This window comes from Pararhodonellum marinum (assembly GCF_015354735.1).
GTDB lineage: Bacteria > Bacteroidota > Bacteroidia > Cytophagales > Cyclobacteriaceae > Pararhodonellum > Pararhodonellum marinum.
The window spans coordinates 113,477-130,403 of record NZ_JACEFJ010000005.1; the positions used below are offsets into that span (position 1 = coordinate 113,477).

Below are 16,927 nucleotides of genomic sequence, written 5' to 3' on the forward strand. Positions count from 1 at the left end.
GGGAAAATGAAAAAGGCCCTGCTTTTTGCATTTTTTGTCATCCTGCTCGCTTGGGTAGGCCTGTATTATCTAGGCGGGTTTAAAGAACCGGAAATCAGTCTAGAGGAAAACGGATCCATGGAGCTCTACGGCATTTATTTCAAAGGGACGCCGCAGGATGAAGCCCTGAAGGAAACTTTCGATCAGGTAATTGGGCTGGTGCAACAGACGGAAGGTGCTAGCCTACATACCTGGTATCAAGTTGAACCTGCCGGGAAACGGGATACCATGGAGGTTTTTGTCGGATTGGATAAATATCCTGCCATCATTGAAGGCGGCGCGTTGGATACGCTTAGCCTTTCAGGAGATCAATGTATAGTAGCAAGGATTCAAACCAATCCTTGGGTCATGCCAGGTCCTGAGAAAGTAAAATCAAAAATAGAGGCATTTGCGCAAGCTGAGGGTAAAGTGCTCCAAGGAATATTTATAGACAGGATTATTGGGGAAGATTTTGTGGAAGTATTTGCACCTGTCAAAAAACCATAAAGTCAGCTACAACCTTCTTTTTCCAATTGGGGTTTATAACTGTATGGTTTTTTTCTATCGGTGGTTTTGGTAAATTAACTACCCAATTCAAAATGAGGGTGAAAGGCCTAACTAAAAAAGATCATTTATTTATTATTCACTAAATCAACCAAAAAACATGAAGAAACTTCTAATTGCATTATTTGTCATAGGCGGCTTGGGATTTCAGGCCTGCGAAGGACCCCAAGGCCCTCCTGGCGGTCCTGGCCCGGTTGGTCCTGCTGGTCCTGCTGGGATTAACATTGTGGCCGAGGTTTTCGAACTGGACTTAGACTTTACACAGCAAAATGATTATGCGAATTTTTTCCCACTTGATCCAGAATTATTTCCCGGGGATGTTTTATTGATCTATATCGCATGGGATTTTAACAACGGTGAACCAGTTTGGAGACAATTACCACAACTCGTGTTGTTTGAGGAAGGAGTGCTACAGTATAATTTTGATTTCACGATTGAGGATTTTAGCATTTTTCTGGAAACTTCCTTTGACCCAGGGATACTATCTAATGAATGGACCATTGACCAACTATTTAGGGTAGTCATTGTTCCCGGTGACCTTGCCAATGCCCGAATTGATTTCTCTGATTACAATGCAGTAATGCAATTGATCGGAGTGGACGAAAGTGATGTGGTCAAAGGCTGGACTCGTTAATTAGGTCTAATCGATATATTCAATCGTATATATAAAACCATCCCTTTCGTATGGGGTGGTTTTTCTTTTGACCCAAATGGTGCGTTTAGGCTTTCTGGTTTAAAATTCCGCCTTATCTTTGTTCTATGCAATTGAAAAATGATTTATTGATCCGTGCTGCTCTTGGGCAGAAGGTGGAACGTACCCCGGTTTGGTTGATGCGGCAGGCTGGTAGGATCCTTCCCGAATACCGTGAGGTGAGAAACAGTGTGAGCGGTTTTATTGAGCTGGCGAAAACCCCGGATCTGGCCGCAGAAGTTACCATACAGCCTGTGGATCTACTGAAGGTAGATGCAGCGATCATATTTTCTGATATTTTGGTTATTCCGGAAGCCATGGGTTTGCCCTATGAAATGGTCGAAAAACGGGGCCCTTGGTTTCCCGAGACCATTGCCAGTGCCTCAGACATCAAGAAATTAAGGATTGCAGATGGCTCCAATGATCTCGGTTATGTAATTGAAGCCATCAAAATCACCAAAAAAGCCCTGAATGGCCGGGTGCCACTGATTGGATTTGCCGGAGCTCCATGGACCATCTTTGCCTACATGGTGGAAGGTTCGGGAAGCAAGACTTTTTCCAAAGCCAGGGCCATGTTGTACAATGAACCGGAACTTTCCCATCAACTTTTGGACATGATCACTGAGAGTACCATTCATTATTTGAAAGCACAAATCAAGGCAGGCGTCAACCTGGTTCAGGTTTTTGACAGCTGGGCCGGGATTTTACCACCTGATCATTATGCGGATTTTTCTTTGCCTTATGTAGCAAAAATCTGTGATGCCATTCATGAAGTTCCCAAGACTGTTTTCGCCAAAGGGGCCTTTTTTGCCAGAAAAGCCCTTGGCCAACTCAACTGTGAAACCATAGGCCTGGATTGGAACATGGATATTCAGGAATCCAGGGCGTTGATTGGTCAGGACAAGACTTTACAGGGAAATTTGGATCCTGCGGTACTTTATGGTTCTCCGAAGTCCATTGAACAGGCCACCCACAGGATGTTGGATCAATTTAAAGGGACCCGCCACATTGCCAATTTAGGACATGGGGTTTATCCCGATACCAATCCGGAAAATGTAAAGGTATTTATAGAAGCGGTTAAAAATTATACCTGATTTGTCAAGAAATTTGCATTTCACTTACTAAAGGGGTCCAATGGATCCCTTTTTTTATTTCCGGTTCAAAAAAGACCCACTAAACTTACTAATTATGCAATTTTATAAGATAATGGTTAAAAAATTAGCACTATTTTTATTAAACTATTGCAAATAACAAAAATATGGTTTACTTTCGATCCAACATTTGAATTATTTATGCAAGATCCTAGATAAATGCTTCAAATTATAACTCACACAAAACCTATTTAAACCATGAAAAAAAGATTTACCAAAATGATGGTAAAAGGTGCCCTGATGAGCATCTTATGCCTAGCCATCCAAATGACCGACGCTGTAGCACAAGATGACAGCAAATTCAGCTTTGATGTCAGTCTCAACTCCGATACATTCTTCGGGTTTTATCCATTCTTTCAAGGTTCCTACAGCGTAACTGAAAGCTTGGATTTCACATTCTACGGAATTTTATGGTCTGGTGGAACTGGTGGAGGCTGGGGAAACTGGACTGAATTCGGTGTCGGTTTGAATTTTCCAGTAGCTGAAGGGATTAATGTCAACCCACAAATTGGTGTTCTAGGTGGAAACCTGCTTTCATCAGGTACTGCTGGTCCCGCTATATTTGGAGATGGTATTGTTCCTAACCTGACCATAGGCTTAGACAAAGCCAAAACAGAAGGCCAAATCTACCTGGGCTACTATGCTCCTTTAAGGAATGAAACCGTGGGAACTCAAACCACCTTATCTTACCTCCATTACTGGGCAAATTTCGGTTTCAAAGCCAGTTCATTCTTTTCTCTTGGCGCCCACTTTGAGCATCTGGTTAACACTGGTGGATCTGAAGTGGAGTCTTCTACGGACGTGTACCAATGGTTAGGACCATATGTACAATTTTCAAGGCCATCTGGTGGAGCATTTGCAAGGCTTTCTTTCGGTACTGATTTGGTAGAAGGAAGGGACTCCTTCTTCAAACTCACTACTGGATTTAGCTTCTAAAAAGTAAACAACTAAACTAAACTTGATTGAGAATTGTCACCGTCACGCCAAAGGACGGTGGCATTTTTTTTTAATGAGACAGTCTAATCTCATCCCCTACCGATACTACCCCTTCTTCCAGACAAATCATGTTTTGACCAAACATGATTTTTTTATCCATTAAGCGGTAGGAGGCCAATGTTTTTAAGGGCTCATTTCCTTTTTTACCCGTCGCTTGGTCCACTGTCGTCAGCACACATCTTGCGCAGGGTTTGGTGACTTTAAAGGAAATTGCTCCAATTTGAAGGTAATTCCATTGGTCCTCTTCAAAAGCCTCTGCTCCTGTAAATACCAGATTTGGCCGAAAACGGTTCATAGGTACCGGATTATCCAGTTTGCCATTGAGGTCATCGAGGGAGCTTTGCCCGATCAGAAGATAAGGCATGCCATCTGCAAAACTGACGGATTCTTCATTTACCGCATATTTGGCTTTGATTTTTCTTTCGGTTACATCGGGCATGTAGACCAGCTTGCAGGTCATGCCCAATTGTTCTGTAAACCAGTCATTGGCCACGTTACTTACCTCTATTGCCCCCACTACATCATCCCAGATTATAACCTGGACTACGTTACCCTTTTGGGGTTCAAAAGCTACAAATAAGGACTTTTCCTCATTTTTTTTGTGACTGATCCTCAAACCATCATTTTCGAGGGTGACTTGGAGCAATGCCATCTGGGGATATTTGCGTTGGGTTAAAAATGTTCCACTTTCATCTACCAGCATCCACCTCCGGTCATGTTGAAAGCCTTTTATTTCAGCTTTTGCACTAGGTAGAGCAATGCCCCCCAGCGATTTGATGGGATAGATGTAGATGGCCGATACTTGCATAAGGATTGGGAGTTTGTTTGTGATAAAGTTAGTTTTTGAACTTCCTGAATCAAAACAACTCCTGAAATCTTCCGTGGTATTTGTCTGAAATAGATTTAAAAATCACTTTTTTACCAAAATCATCCTTGTTTATCGAAAAAAAAGAATTTTTTACAACTTGCTGCAAATGAGGAAGCAAAGCCTGATTGGGTCCAAATGATACCCATCCGGAAAGCAGCGCCCCTGAGAGCAAAACAATAAACCATTTTATCCGATCTCTTACCAAATTATTTTTCATAACGAAAAGTGTTATACTGTAAAGATACAAAAAGTTTGATTTGGGTTGCATGGGCCGGTGGGATAGATCATGGGAATCACTTGATCAGTTATCATCATCGAGTGCGTTGGACAATCATTTCAAAGGGTTAAAATTTTTAGCTGACTTTTCCCGATCGATCAAAGTGGAGGGCCATTTTAGCAATTCTATTGTAGTCAATAGTGAAAAAGGCAAAAAAGGAGAAGCGTTTTCAGGGAGGCGGATTCTCTTGGAATTGAGTACAAAAGAAAACTTTTTCTTTTGGAAAATTTTTAACAACAAATAAATTCCTGTTTGAAGCAAAAATAAAACAGTCATCAAATTAACAAGGTAACCTTCAAAACCAAAGGCAAAAAAAAATTATTGATTTTGGGCATTTCGTAGAAGAAGAGAAGGTTGATCTATTTTAATCAGTTCTTTTTTAAAATTAAATATAATCGTTTACTTTAAACTAAATACTTTTCAATGCCAAAAACAAAAGCTTGGACCTATGAATTTTAGCAGTCAATATACACTGGGGTACCGATTTTTCTTTTGTTTTATAATTGTTATTTTTTTTATCAATGTCCATTCTGAGGTCTTAGCTCAAACAGAAATTACAACCGTGGAATTTAGGGCAGATCCTGACAATAAAAAGTCCAAATACATCTTGACCGGCAAAATCACGGACAAGCAAACCGGTGAGTTGATCTCAGGTGTAGGCGTATACATAGATGGTTTGTTTTCAGGAATTAATACTGATAAAAATGGTTTGTACCTGGCGCATTTAGATTCCGGCAGACACCGAATTGTTTTCAGACAATTGGGCAAAAGGGGACAGCCTTTCATTGTGGAACTTTTCGGAGATGGGGTTTTGGATGTAGAAATGGAAAATCTTAGTTTCGAATTAGAGACAATTATTGTGCGGGATGAAGAAAAAGACAGGAATATCACAAATCCCATCGCAGGTGTTACCAAAATGAATATTGAGGAAATAAGGTTGGTACCTGTATTGATGGGAGAACCGGATGTTTTCAATGTACTTCAGACTACTCCAGGTGTCACTTCTGTTGGTGAAGGATCTTCTGGATTGAATATCAGAGGAGGTCAGGCAGATCAAAATCTAATCATGATGAATGAGGCGATTGTTCTGAGTAACAGTCATGCGCTCGGCTTTCTTTCGTCATTTAATGGTGACGTAGTCAGGAATTTTACATTGTATAAAGGTACAGTACCCAGCAATTTTGGTGGTAGGAGTGCTGCGGCATTGAACATAGAAATGCAAAAAGGTGATTTTGAAAAATGGAATTATTCGGCAACCATAGGCACGCCATTGACCAAGTTTTTGATTGATGGCCCAGTCATTCCCGAAAAAACAAGTATGGTTGCAGCATTGAGAAGATCCAATGCGAATTGGTTATTGAATATAGTCAATGAATCGGATGTAAGAAACAGCAACATTAAATTTCACGATATTTATCTTGGTATCAACCACATGTTCTCCCAAGATCATTCCATCGATTTTTCCCTGCTCAATACTGGAGATTATTTTAGATTCTCGAATCAGTTTGGATTTGAGTGGAACAATTTTGTCACTTCACTAACCAGCAATAACCTTTTGACCGAGAATTTTTCTCTTATTGGGATGGCTGCCTTTGGTTCATTTAACAACGGGTTTTTTGAGCCTGAAGGCGCGGATCCAGCGATAATCAGAAATGGCTTGTATTATTTTCAGGGAAAAATCACCGGCCTGCTCACATTTGAAAAGATCAATATAACCTTTGGGGGAGAAGGTGTCCAATACCAGATGAGGCCCGAAACCCTTATGCCCTATACCGTCGAGTCAGGGGTTATTGAGGAAAATGTAAGCAAGCAAAAGGGATTGGAATATGCGCCATTTGTTTCAATGGATTGGAATCCTACCCAAAACTTTGGGTTGTCAGGAGGCCTTAGGTACTCGCAATACCGCCAATTGGGACCCGATTCAGTATTTAGATATCAGGAAGGATTACCACAGACAAGTCTTACCATTTCTGACATCGATTTTTTTGAAACCGGTACAATAGTCCAATACGGTGGATTTGAACCTCGTGCTTCTTTCAGATGGACATTTAACAAGGTAAATTCCATCAAAGCGGGCTATTCAAGCATGTTCCAGTATTTACAGACCATTTCCAATGCCACAGGTCCAACACCCATTGATTTATGGCAATTGAGTACCACTTACATTCAACCGCAAAGATCCCATAATTTTTCATTAGGGTATTTCAGAAATTTCAAAGAAAACGAATGGTCCACTTCCCTGGAAGGCTTTTACAGAACTACCCAAAACCAGTTGGAGTACAGGGATTTCGCAGATTTGTTTCTAAATCCCCATTTAGAAACAGAATTGGTCCAAGGGCAAGGACTTGCTTATGGAGCTGAATTTTTGATCCAAAGAAACAGCGGGGGCATTACAGGCTGGTTAGCCTATACCTATAGCCGGTCTCTGATCAGGACCACGTCAGAGTTCAGTGAAATTCAGGTAAACCGGGGCAATTGGTTCCCTACAAATTTTGACAGGCCACATATCGTTTCATTAGTGACCAACTTTCATTTGGGAAATCGGAGAAATTTTAATCTGAACTTCAATTTTTCAACCGGAAGACCTGTTACATCGCCCACAACAAATTACCTGATAGGAGGAATTTTGATACCTGATTACAGTGACAGGAACCAATTCAGAATACCAAATTACTTTAGAATTGACCTTTCCTATATTACGAATGGGTTTGTAAGAAAGTGGAATGATAAAATTAATATCAGTGTGTATAACCTATTGGCAAGGAGAAACGCCTATTCGGTGTTTTTTCAAAGAGATGAAAATTCCTCACGCCTAAGACCTTACCAGGTTTCTATTCTGGGTTCGGTTTTTCCGTCAATTGCCTATACTGTATCATTTAATAAATGAAGAAGACAAACCTATTGTATAAGCTCAGATTCGGCTTTAATTCCAGCTTTCCTCAGTATGCAAACAGCTTATTTTGTACCAAATGAGAAATTCAAAAAAAATATTGTTAGGCTATTGGTTTTTATCTTTGGTGATATTGACCCATACGTCTTCCTGCATTGATAGCCTTGATTTTTTTTCAGAAACCGATGAAGGACAAATTATCATCTATGGCCTATTCACAGACCTTGATGAAGTACAGGTTGTAAATGTAAGCAAGACAGTTTCTATGGGTTTGATACCCATAGGCGTCACGAATGCACAAGTTACACTTTTGACGGAAGAAGGGGAAAGATTTATTTACTTGAATGCTGGAAACGGCAATTACGAATTACAGGGCATTAAAGGCATGGAGAATAAAAGTTATGCAATTGAAGTTTTGGCTGATGGCAAAGTTTATAGGTCTTCATATGAAAAAATCCCTTCCCTTATTGCAGAAGACAGCTTAAGTTTTACATTTACTTTTGAACCGTTGAGAAATGAAATTCCAGAACAGGTTTTTACGCTTTCTGCTTACACCGAAATTCCATCTTCCTCTGAACCGATTTACCTTAGATGGCAAACTGAAGAAACACATTTGTGGATGCGCACTGTTTTCCCTTGTTCCGGATTGTGTCCTCCGCCTCCTCCAAATTGTTTTATTTACGATTTTTTAGAACCCAGTAGGCTAAATCTATTTGACGGACTGACTTCAAATACCCGGGTATTAAATCAGGTTATGGGTAGGAGAAATGTTGATAATTCATTTTTTTTCCCGTTTTTCTTCAGTGTCACGCAATTGAGCATCAATAGAGAAGCCTATGAATATTGGGAAAAAGTCAAAATCATGGTCAATAATGAAGGGTCACTTTTTGATATTCCACCTGCACCTATATTTGGCAATATTTCCAACGTCGATGACGGAAACGAAAGAGTATTTGGATATTTTGAGGTAGGCAGAGCCAAAATTACCAGGATCTATACGACCAGGCAAGATGTTCCTTTTTTCATGCCTGAACCGTGTAAGTATAATCCTGAAATACCGAGAGATGCCTATCCTCCAGCATGCTTGAACTGTGCCATTAGAGCCGGAAGTAGAAAATGGGATGAAGGAGGTCCCGAATGGTGGGTATTTGATTGAGAGTTCAATTGATTTAGAAAGATGGGATTTGCCTATTCGCCCGTCGGCTGGAAGAGGTAAGCACCTGACAATACATCACTAAACCCAACAATTCAGTAAGTATTTTACTTTACTCCTGTCATAAAATCTGTCACTCTGACACGGAAATAGGCAGATAGCACGTTGGCACAACCCTTGTCAATAAGGTCCATGTAGATTGAAATTTGTAACTAATAAACGAAAATATATTATCATGGGAAAAATTATAGGTATAGACTTGGGTACAACAAACTCTTGCGTCGCCGTAATGGAAGGCAATGAGCCGGTAGTAATCCAAAACAGTGAAGGAAGAAGGACAACGCCATCTATCGTGGCTTTTCTGGATAACGGTAACGGAGAGAGAAAAGTAGGTGATCCTGCCAAAAGACAGGCCATCACCAATCCCGCCAATACCATTTCTTCAGTAAAGAGATTTATGGGTAAGAAGTTCTCAGAGGTATCTGAAGAGAAAAAACATGCTTCTTATAAAGTAGAAAAAGGACCAAATGATACTTTGGTTATCAAAATAGGGGATCGTTCTTACACACCCCAAGAACTGTCTGCCATGATTCTTCAGAAAATGAAGACCACAGCAGAGGATTTTCTTGGTCAGGAAGTGACTGAAGCAGTCATTACTGTTCCGGCCTATTTCAATGATTCAGAAAGGCAAGCTACCAAAGAAGCGGGTCAGATTGCAGGTTTGGATGTGAAAAGAATCATCAACGAACCTACAGCAGCTGCCTTGGCCTATGGATTGGATAAGAAAAACCAAGACATGAAAATTGCGGTGTATGACCTTGGTGGCGGTACCTTCGATATTTCCATCCTTGAACTAGGGGATGGGGTATTTGAAGTGAAGTCGACCAATGGTGATGTTCACCTCGGGGGGGATGACTTTGATCAGGTCATTATAGACTGGCTTGCAGATGAGTTTCAAACTGAAGAACAGATTGACCTCAGAAAAGATCCTATGGCCCTTCAGCGTCTTAAAGAAGCAGCCGAAAAAGCCAAAATAGAGTTGTCCAGCTCAGCCAATACAGAAGTTAATTTGCCTTATATTACTGCTACACAAACCGGACCCAAGCACTTGGTCAGAAGCCTTTCCAGGTCCAAGTTTGAGCAACTGGCAGAAGATCTTATCCGCAGGTCTTTGGAGCCTTGTAAGAAAGCCATGAAGGATGCGAACATGTCTCCATCTGACATTGACGAAATCATCTTGGTAGGGGGCTCTACCCGAATTCCAAAGATTCAGGAAGAAGTTGAAAAATTCTTCGGCAAGAAACCTTCCAAAGGAGTAAATCCGGATGAAGTTGTAGCCGTTGGTGCTGCAATTCAGGGTGGTGTCTTGACTGGAGAAGTGAAGGACGTCTTGTTGTTAGATGTGACTCCATTGTCTCTGGGCATCGAAACCATGGGCGGTGTATTTACCAAACTGATTGAATCCAACACCACCATCCCAACCAAAAAGTCAGAGGTATTCTCTACAGCTGCCGACAACCAACCTGCTGTGGACATCCACGTCTTGCAAGGAGAGCGTCCTATGGCCAAAGACAACAGGACCATCGGAAGATTCCAGTTGACGGATATTCCTCCTGCACAAAGAGGTGTTCCTCAGATTGAAGTGACCTTTGACATTGATGCCAATGGTATCCTTAATGTGTCTGCCAAGGACAAAGGAACCGGGAAAGAGCAAAAGATCAAGATCGAAGCGAGCTCAGGACTTTCTCAGGAAGAAATCGAAAAAATGAAGAAAGAAGCGGAAGCCAATGCCGCAACAGATAAAGAAGCCAAGGAAAAAGTTGAAAAACTTAACCAAGCTGACAGCCTGATTTTCCAAACTGAAAAGCAACTGAAAGAGTTTGGAGATAAACTTTCCGAAGGCAATAAAACAGCGATCAATGGTGCTTTGGAAAACCTAAAACAAGCCCATCAGGCGCAGGATTTAGCCAACATCACCACCGCTATGGAAGGCTTGAACAAAGCTTGGGAAGCTGCTTCTCAGGAAATGTACAGTGCCAGCCAAGGTGCTCCTGACGGAGCCGGAGCTTCAGGAGCTACAGAAAGTCATACTACTGAAGACGCCGGAGACGGAGTATCGGATGTAGATTATGAAGAAGTAAATGAAGATAAAAAGTAACCAACTCGTTTAGTTACCAACCAAAAAGGGCATCTGATTGATTTTGGATGCCCTTCTTTTTCCCTGTAGAAATTTTTAATACAGTCAGGAATGTTCACATTAGGCAGTAAAACACAATATGTCCACACAAATCACCCCAGACAATAAATTGAGGAAACTGATCATCGTTGGAGACCGGGTTTTGATCAAATTGAAAAAGGCAAATGAAAAAACCGCAAGCGGTTTATATCTGCCGCCCGGAGTTCAGGAAAAAGAAAAGATCCAGCAGGGATACATCATTAAAACCGGACCAGGATATCCCATACCAGCCCCTATGGAAGAAGAGGAACTCTGGAAGGACCGAGAAGACCGGATCAAATACATTCCCTTGCAGGCACAAGAAGGAGATTTGGCTGTTTTCTTATTAAATGGGGCCTACGAAGTAATGTATGAAGGAGATAAGTACTTTATTGTCCCACAGCATTCCATCCTGATGCTGGAAAGAGAGGAAGAATTGTAAAATAATGGTTATCCGCTCCTTTGCCACTAACCCAATATTCTTCTTCAAAGGGGACGGAAATCAAAAGTCCCATTTCCATAGGCAGGCAGGCCCACCTGTCGTCGGGCAGGGATGTACCGGAGATTTCAGTTTGTTGGCGAGATTTGTATTGAATTACCATTTTCCTGGCATCATTGCGCACCTACATGTTATAAATGGAAGATCTTTAATTTTGGATCATTTGCCGGGTAACATCAGGAATATTTCCAAATGATTTCATTTCCAAATCTTGCAAAAAGAAAAGCCATGACAGAAGTCATGGCTTTTCTTTTGTATAAGAATTATCTGTTTATCTTAAATCTATCACTTCAACCTTTCCGTAATTGCTTGCATTAAAGGTAAAGAAATCATCTTTAAGGTCTATATTGGTATCGACATCCTTGAATTTATAGCGAAATACAGTCCCTTGATCATCGAATATTTCCCAACCGATCAAGTCTTTCTGGGCTTTGTCCACCATTAGTTTGACCCTTTTGAAAGGAGCATTCGCTTTTTCTGCAGTCAGCTCGACAACTTGAATTGTTTTTCCGTTTTCATTTTTCTCACCTAGCAGTTGATAGTTGAACCCTTTTTTGTACATGTTATATACACTGGAAGGGGTCAATTCATCCTCTTGGGTATTGACATTGTTGATGGTAACCTCCTTGAATCCGTTGGATTCGATGTAAGTCCATACCGTATTACCATTGTTATAAATTTCTTGGTTATCCAATTTGAGCAGGTAACTATTTCCTTTGATAGTCACTTCTCCCGAATTGGTTTGGGAACTCCCATCAATCTCATTTTCGTAAGTGTATTCAAAGCTGGCTTGAAGCCCTTTTAAAGACTGGTATTTTTGACTTACCCCGTCCAGAATCGCTTTGGCTTTGGGATCTTTCTGACTTTGGGCGAAAGTCGAAAATCCCACAAAAATCCAAAGGATCATCCATAAATTAAATTTCATTATTGACATAAATATAGCCCTTCAAGAAGGTTTTTTGAAGACATTTACAGGCTATTCAATAATTGTTCCAAACTCATTTCATCCTGAATTAATACCTCTCTTGCCTTACTTCCTTCAAAAGGTCCTACAATTCCAGCAGCTTCCAGTTGGTCCACAATCCTACCAGCCCGGTTATATCCCAGTTTCAACTTTCTCTGTATCAGGGAGGTACTTCCTTGTTGGTGAAGCACAATCAGTCGGGCGGCATCATCAAACAAGGGGTCCCGGTCCGAAAGGTCCACATCCAAAGCCCCACTGTCTCCCTCATCTCCAACAAATTCAGGCAGAATGTAGGCATCCGGATAGCCTTTTTGGCTTCCAATCCAGTCGCAGATGGCATCCACTTCCGGAGTATCCAAAAAGGCACACTGCAAACGGGTCATTTCCGAACCATGGGAAAGCAACATGTCTCCCATACCAATAAGCTGATCTGCTCCTCCGGCATCCAGGATTGTCCGGCTATCAATTTTTGAAGTCACCCGGAAAGATAATCGGGCCGGGAAGTTGGCTTTGATGATACCGGTGATCACATTGACAGAAGGCCGCTGTGTGGCCACCACCAAGTGGATTCCTATAGCTCGGGCAAGTTGCGCCAGCCTGGCGATAGGGGCTTCAATTTCCTTCCCAGCTGTCATCATCAGGTCAGCCAGTTCGTCGATGACCAAGACGATGTATGGCATGAATTTGTGCCCCTTTTCAGGATTAAGCTTACGGGCTACAAATTTGGCATTGTATTCCTTCAGGTTTCTACAACCCGCATCTTTCAACAGGTCGTATCGGTTGTCCATTTCTATACAAAGGGAATTGAGCGTATAGATCACTTTTTTGGTATCCGTAATGATGGCTTCCTCAGCACCGGGCAATTTGGCCAGGAAATGTCTTTCGATTTTATTGAAAAGAGTAAGTTCTACCTTTTTTGGATCTACCAGTACAAATTTCAGTTGAGAAGGGTGCTTTTTATAAATAAGTGAGGCAAGAATCATGTTTAATCCCACTGATTTTCCCTGCCCCGTTGCACCTGCCATCAACAGGTGAGGCATTTTGGCTAGGTCCATGACAAATACCTCATTGGAAATGGTTTTACCAAAGGCTACCGGAAGGTCCTTGTCGCTTTTCATGAATTTTTCCGTGCCGATCACCGCTTTAGCAGGAACGAGTTCACGGTTTTTGTTGGGAACTTCTATCCCTATGGTGCCTTTGCCGGGGATAGGTGCAATGATCCTAATGCCCAAGGCTGCCAAACTCAAAGCAATGTCATCTTCCAGGTTCTTGATCTTGGATATCTTTACACCTGGATCTGGCACAATCTCATAAAGCGTCACAGTAGGACCTATGGTGGCTTTGATCTCCTGAATGCCTATTTTAAAATTGACAAGGGTCTCTACGATCTTGTTTTTGTTTTCTTCCAATTCCTGACGACTCACAGTGACTTTTTGTACGTCGTACTCATTGAGCAATTCAAGGGATGGATATTTGTAATGCGGCAGGTCCAAGGTAGGGTCGTAGGGATCAAGATTTTCTACCTCTTCTGCCGTTTTTTCCTCTCCTTCCGCTTTGGTTATGGAAAATTGCTTGCTGTCCTCCTGGTGTTCTACCACCAGTTTCTCCTCAAAGCGATCAGTTTCTTCAATATTCAGCTCTGGTACGGAGACGGGCTTTTTCTTTTCTTCCTCTTCTGTTTTGATTACCCAGCTACTGCCATCATCGGTGCCTTCTTCTTCAAATTCTTCCTCATCGAGATCCTCCTCCTCGTCATAAGGATTGTTACTGTTGGCTAAGGTGGGTTTATTTTTCAAGGCATTTCGCTCGGCCAAGGCCTGGTCTTCATCCCATTGCGCTTCCTCTTCTTCATAGGTGTTCGGGACGTCTTGACTGGTAAACCAGTTGAGCTGGTCAATGTTGAAAAAGAAAATGATGAAGATCAGCAACGAACCAAAGATCAGGATAAAAGTACCCCATCCCAGAAAATCATCAGCAAACTGAGCCATTTCATAACCAAATCCACCACTCAAGAAACCCAATACGGTATAATTGTCAGCCATATGGACCAAATACCCCAGCAGCAAACCCAACCAAAAGGTAAAGAAAAGTGCAAAGGTGCTATATCGGGTCAGTGAGATGAGTCGTTTTTTGAAGCTCAACTTGAACCCAAGAAAAAACAAAAATGGGGGGAGAAGAAAAGCGGCCAGTCCAAACCACCTGAAGATAAGCCAATGGGAAACTTTTGCACCCATTAAACCCAGCCAATTGCGGGTCTCACCTGCATTTTCTCTAAGGGAGGCATCAGTACTGGACAATACCACACTTTGATCGGCTGGTCCGGTAAACAAATAAGCCACAAAGGCAAACAATAGGAACAAGCCTATCATCATTAGGATGATTCCTACGGAAAGGCCTATTTTTTTATCCTTCAGAAAGCCCAAAGACCAGTTGAAAGACTTTTTGGGAGAGCCGCTTTTTTTTGGTTCTCCTTTTTTTCTAAAAGTATTGGATTTAGGGGTATTGGCAGCCATTTTATTCAATTGGGCGATTTCTCGGATTTTAAGATAAAGGAATTATCGAACAAATAAAATCTCAATTTTGATAATAACGGACAAGTCCGTGTTTAATTCTTTTAACCAGGCTTGGCCCCTCATAAACCATGCCTGTGTAGACCTGAACCAAAGATGCTCCGGCTTCCAGTTTCTGTATGGCATCCTCTGCAGAAAAGATGCCTCCCACCCCGATGATGGGAAATGCATTTCCGGAACGCTCGACAAGGTAGCGAATGACTTCCGTACTTCTGTCAGCCAAAACTTTTCCGCTGACACCTCCAGCTCCCATCGCTTCTACTTCTGCGGTAGCTGTTTTTAACTGGGCCCGGTCTATGGTGGTATTTGTTGCGATGACCCCGTCTATTTTCGTTTCTTTCACGATGTCCACGATGTCATCCAATTGCCCCTGACTCAAATCCGGGGCAATCTTAAGGAGGATAGGCTTAGGTTTGGTCTTTTGATTATTGGCATATTTAATGGCAGTCAAAAGTTTTTGAAGCGGTGCTTTCTCCTGCAGTTCACGTAGATTCGGCGTATTGGGGGAACTCACATTGACCACAAAGTAATCCACAAAAGGGTGGAGAACTTCCAGGCAGTGAAGGTAATCGTCCACTGCATTTTCATTGGGTGTCAGTTTGTTTTTCCCGATGTTGCCTCCGATGATGACTTTTGATTTTCTTTTTTTCAGCCTTTTCACAGCCTCATCCACTCCTCCATTGTTAAAACCCATTCTATTGATCAATGCTTCATCTTCCGGCAGTCGGAACAATCTGGGCAATGGGTTCCCTTCCTGAGGTTTGGGAGTAAGTGTACCGATCTCAATGAAGCCGAAGCCCAACAGCGCCATTTCATCTATGAGTTTAGCATCTTTGTCAAAGCCTGCTGCCAACCCCACAGGATTATCAAAGGTAAGCCCAAATACCTCCCGCTTCAATGAAGGATGATCCATGGCAAAAGTCCGCTGAATAATGGCTTTTATTCCGGGAAGGTTAAAGGTTCTTTTGATCCAGGTAAAAGTAAAATGATGGGCACTCTCCGGATTTTTAAGAAATAACAGCGGTTTCAGAATTGACTTATACACGGGAAGGAATTGATTTCAATCGGCTAAATTAAAGGAATTATGTTAAATATATTGCGTTTCCTGGCATTTGATCCTACTTAGTTTCAGGCTATTTTCTTGGGTGAAACTCGGTCAGGACCTGTCTCAAATAATCCCTGTCTAAATGGGTATAGATCTCTGTAGTGGTAATGCTTTCATGGCCAAGCATTTCCTGCACTGCCCTGAGGTCTGCCCCGCCCTCAATCAGGTGGGTGGCAAAGCTGTGCCTAAAGGTGTGTGGACTCACATTCTTTTTTATACCGACCAATTCCACTTGTTTTTTGATGATAAGAAATACCATGACTCGGCTGAGTTTTTTGCCTCTTCGGTTGAGGAATACATATTGCTCATGACCCTTAGCGGGATGCTGAAGTACCCGAACAAGCTCCGTATACATCTTTAAGTACTTCAGGGCATCATGGCCTATTGGAACCAATCGCTCTTTGTCACCTTTTCCTGTGACCCTCAGAAATCCTATATCGGCATATACATTTCCGATTTTTAACTCGGTCAATTCCGAAACCCTTAGCCCGCTGCTGTACAGGATTTCCAACATGGCCCGGTTGCGGTGTCCTTCGGGTTTTCCAAGTTCAATGCTTTCTAATATCTGGTTGATTTCAAGAAAACTCAGGGTGTCCGGTAATTTCCTGCCCAGTTTTGGGGCTTCCAGCAGCTGGGCTGGGTCTTCCTCAATTTTATCCTCATACATCAAGTACCTGTAAAAGGCTTTGATCCCGGAAATGATCCTGGCTTGGGAATAAGCCGCGATGCCCATAGCCGCAATTTCATTTACGAAATTCCGGAGATGTTCTAATTGAGCCTGTTCAGGTTGCGTGGTCGGATAATGGGCCTCCATAAAGTTTCTGAGCTTTTCCATGTCCTGCACATAGGCAAGAATGGAATTTTCACTCAGCGACCTTTCTATTTTCAGATGGTATTGAAACCCCTTGATTTGTTTTTCCCACAGACTTGCCATCCGATAAAGATAAATCAAAAAAACTTGCCCAA

The 16,927-nt window shown here is 42.0% G+C and carries 15 protein-coding genes; 9 read left to right on the forward strand and 6 right to left on the reverse strand.

The features are described 5' to 3' along the window. Positions 1 to 6: 6 nt before the first annotated feature. The 4 genes from H1A14_RS11480 (at position 7) to H1A14_RS11495 (ending at position 3,360) form a co-directional block, all read left to right on the forward strand. Positions 7 to 525 (forward strand): hypothetical protein, encoded by a 519-nt coding sequence (locus H1A14_RS11480; RefSeq protein ID WP_194776401.1) that lies wholly within the window; start codon positions 7 to 9, stop codon positions 523 to 525. Between the two features lie 157 nt (positions 526 to 682). Continuing rightward, the gene (locus H1A14_RS11485; protein ID WP_194776402.1) at positions 683 to 1,216 is read left to right on the forward strand and encodes a hypothetical protein; all 534 of its coding nucleotides are present in this window, start codon (positions 683 to 685) and stop codon (positions 1,214 to 1,216) included. Positions 1,217 to 1,341: 125 nt separating this feature from the next. Beyond that, positions 1,342 to 2,367 (forward strand): uroporphyrinogen decarboxylase, encoded by a 1,026-nt coding sequence (gene hemE / locus H1A14_RS11490; protein ID WP_194776403.1) that lies wholly within the window; start codon positions 1,342 to 1,344, stop codon positions 2,365 to 2,367. 255 nt (positions 2,368 to 2,622) lie between these two features. Next, on the forward strand, positions 2,623 to 3,360 hold the full coding sequence (locus tag H1A14_RS11495) for a DUF6733 family protein (protein WP_228527744.1): 738 nt from the start codon (positions 2,623 to 2,625) through the stop codon (positions 3,358 to 3,360). A 70-nt stretch (positions 3,361 to 3,430) separates the two neighbouring features. On the opposite strand, the gene H1A14_RS11500 is transcribed toward H1A14_RS11495, so the two are convergent. Further along, entirely contained in the window at positions 3,431 to 4,228 is a 798-nt protein-coding gene (locus tag H1A14_RS11500) for an MOSC domain-containing protein (protein WP_194776404.1), read from the reverse strand. Positions 4,229 to 4,277: 49 nt separating this feature from the next. Then, positions 4,278 to 4,505 carry a hypothetical protein gene (locus H1A14_RS11505; RefSeq protein ID WP_194776405.1) on the reverse strand — a complete coding sequence of 76 codons (228 nt, stop codon included), beginning with the start codon at positions 4,503 to 4,505 and terminating at the stop codon, positions 4,278 to 4,280. A 622-nt stretch (positions 4,506 to 5,127) separates the two neighbouring features. Here H1A14_RS11505 and H1A14_RS11510 point away from each other — a divergent pair. The 5 genes from H1A14_RS11510 (at position 5,128) to H1A14_RS11530 (ending at position 11,518) form a co-directional block, all read left to right on the forward strand. Continuing rightward, positions 5,128 to 7,452 carry a TonB-dependent receptor gene (locus H1A14_RS11510; protein WP_194776406.1) on the forward strand — a complete coding sequence of 775 codons (2,325 nt, stop codon included), beginning with the start codon at positions 5,128 to 5,130 and terminating at the stop codon, positions 7,450 to 7,452. Between the two features lie 82 nt (positions 7,453 to 7,534). Continuing rightward, positions 7,535 to 8,611 (forward strand): DUF4249 domain-containing protein, encoded by a 1,077-nt coding sequence (locus H1A14_RS11515; RefSeq protein WP_194776407.1) that lies wholly within the window; start codon positions 7,535 to 7,537, stop codon positions 8,609 to 8,611. Positions 8,612 to 8,843: 232 nt separating this feature from the next. Beyond that, positions 8,844 to 10,766 carry a molecular chaperone DnaK gene (dnaK, locus tag H1A14_RS11520; protein ID WP_194776408.1) on the forward strand — a complete coding sequence of 641 codons (1,923 nt, stop codon included), beginning with the start codon at positions 8,844 to 8,846 and terminating at the stop codon, positions 10,764 to 10,766. A 118-nt stretch (positions 10,767 to 10,884) separates the two neighbouring features. Then, a complete protein-coding gene (locus H1A14_RS11525) occupies positions 10,885 to 11,265 on the forward strand; it encodes a co-chaperone GroES (protein WP_194776409.1) in 381 nt (126 codons plus the stop codon). Positions 11,266 to 11,269: 4 nt separating this feature from the next. Continuing rightward, positions 11,270 to 11,518: a hypothetical protein gene (locus tag H1A14_RS11530; RefSeq protein WP_194776410.1), complete on the forward strand. Its 249-nt coding sequence runs from the start codon at positions 11,270 to 11,272 to the stop codon at positions 11,516 to 11,518. A 75-nt stretch (positions 11,519 to 11,593) separates the two neighbouring features. Here the strand turns inward: H1A14_RS11530 and H1A14_RS11535 are convergent, their stop codons facing one another. From H1A14_RS11535 to xerD, 4 genes are all read right to left on the reverse strand, one after another. Continuing rightward, complete coding sequence (locus tag H1A14_RS11535; protein ID WP_194776411.1) at positions 11,594 to 12,247, reverse strand: LolA family protein; 654 nt, start codon at positions 12,245 to 12,247, stop codon at positions 11,594 to 11,596. 44 nt (positions 12,248 to 12,291) lie between these two features. Then, complete coding sequence (locus H1A14_RS11540) at positions 12,292 to 14,799, reverse strand: FtsK/SpoIIIE family DNA translocase (RefSeq protein ID WP_194776412.1); 2,508 nt, start codon at positions 14,797 to 14,799, stop codon at positions 12,292 to 12,294. Positions 14,800 to 14,860: 61 nt separating this feature from the next. Beyond that, positions 14,861 to 15,901: a quinone-dependent dihydroorotate dehydrogenase gene (locus H1A14_RS11545; protein WP_194776413.1), complete on the reverse strand. Its 1,041-nt coding sequence runs from the start codon at positions 15,899 to 15,901 to the stop codon at positions 14,861 to 14,863. Positions 15,902 to 15,989: 88 nt separating this feature from the next. Next, complete coding sequence (gene xerD / locus H1A14_RS11550; protein WP_194776414.1) at positions 15,990 to 16,895, reverse strand: site-specific tyrosine recombinase XerD; 906 nt, start codon at positions 16,893 to 16,895, stop codon at positions 15,990 to 15,992. Positions 16,896 to 16,927 lie beyond the last annotated feature (32 nt).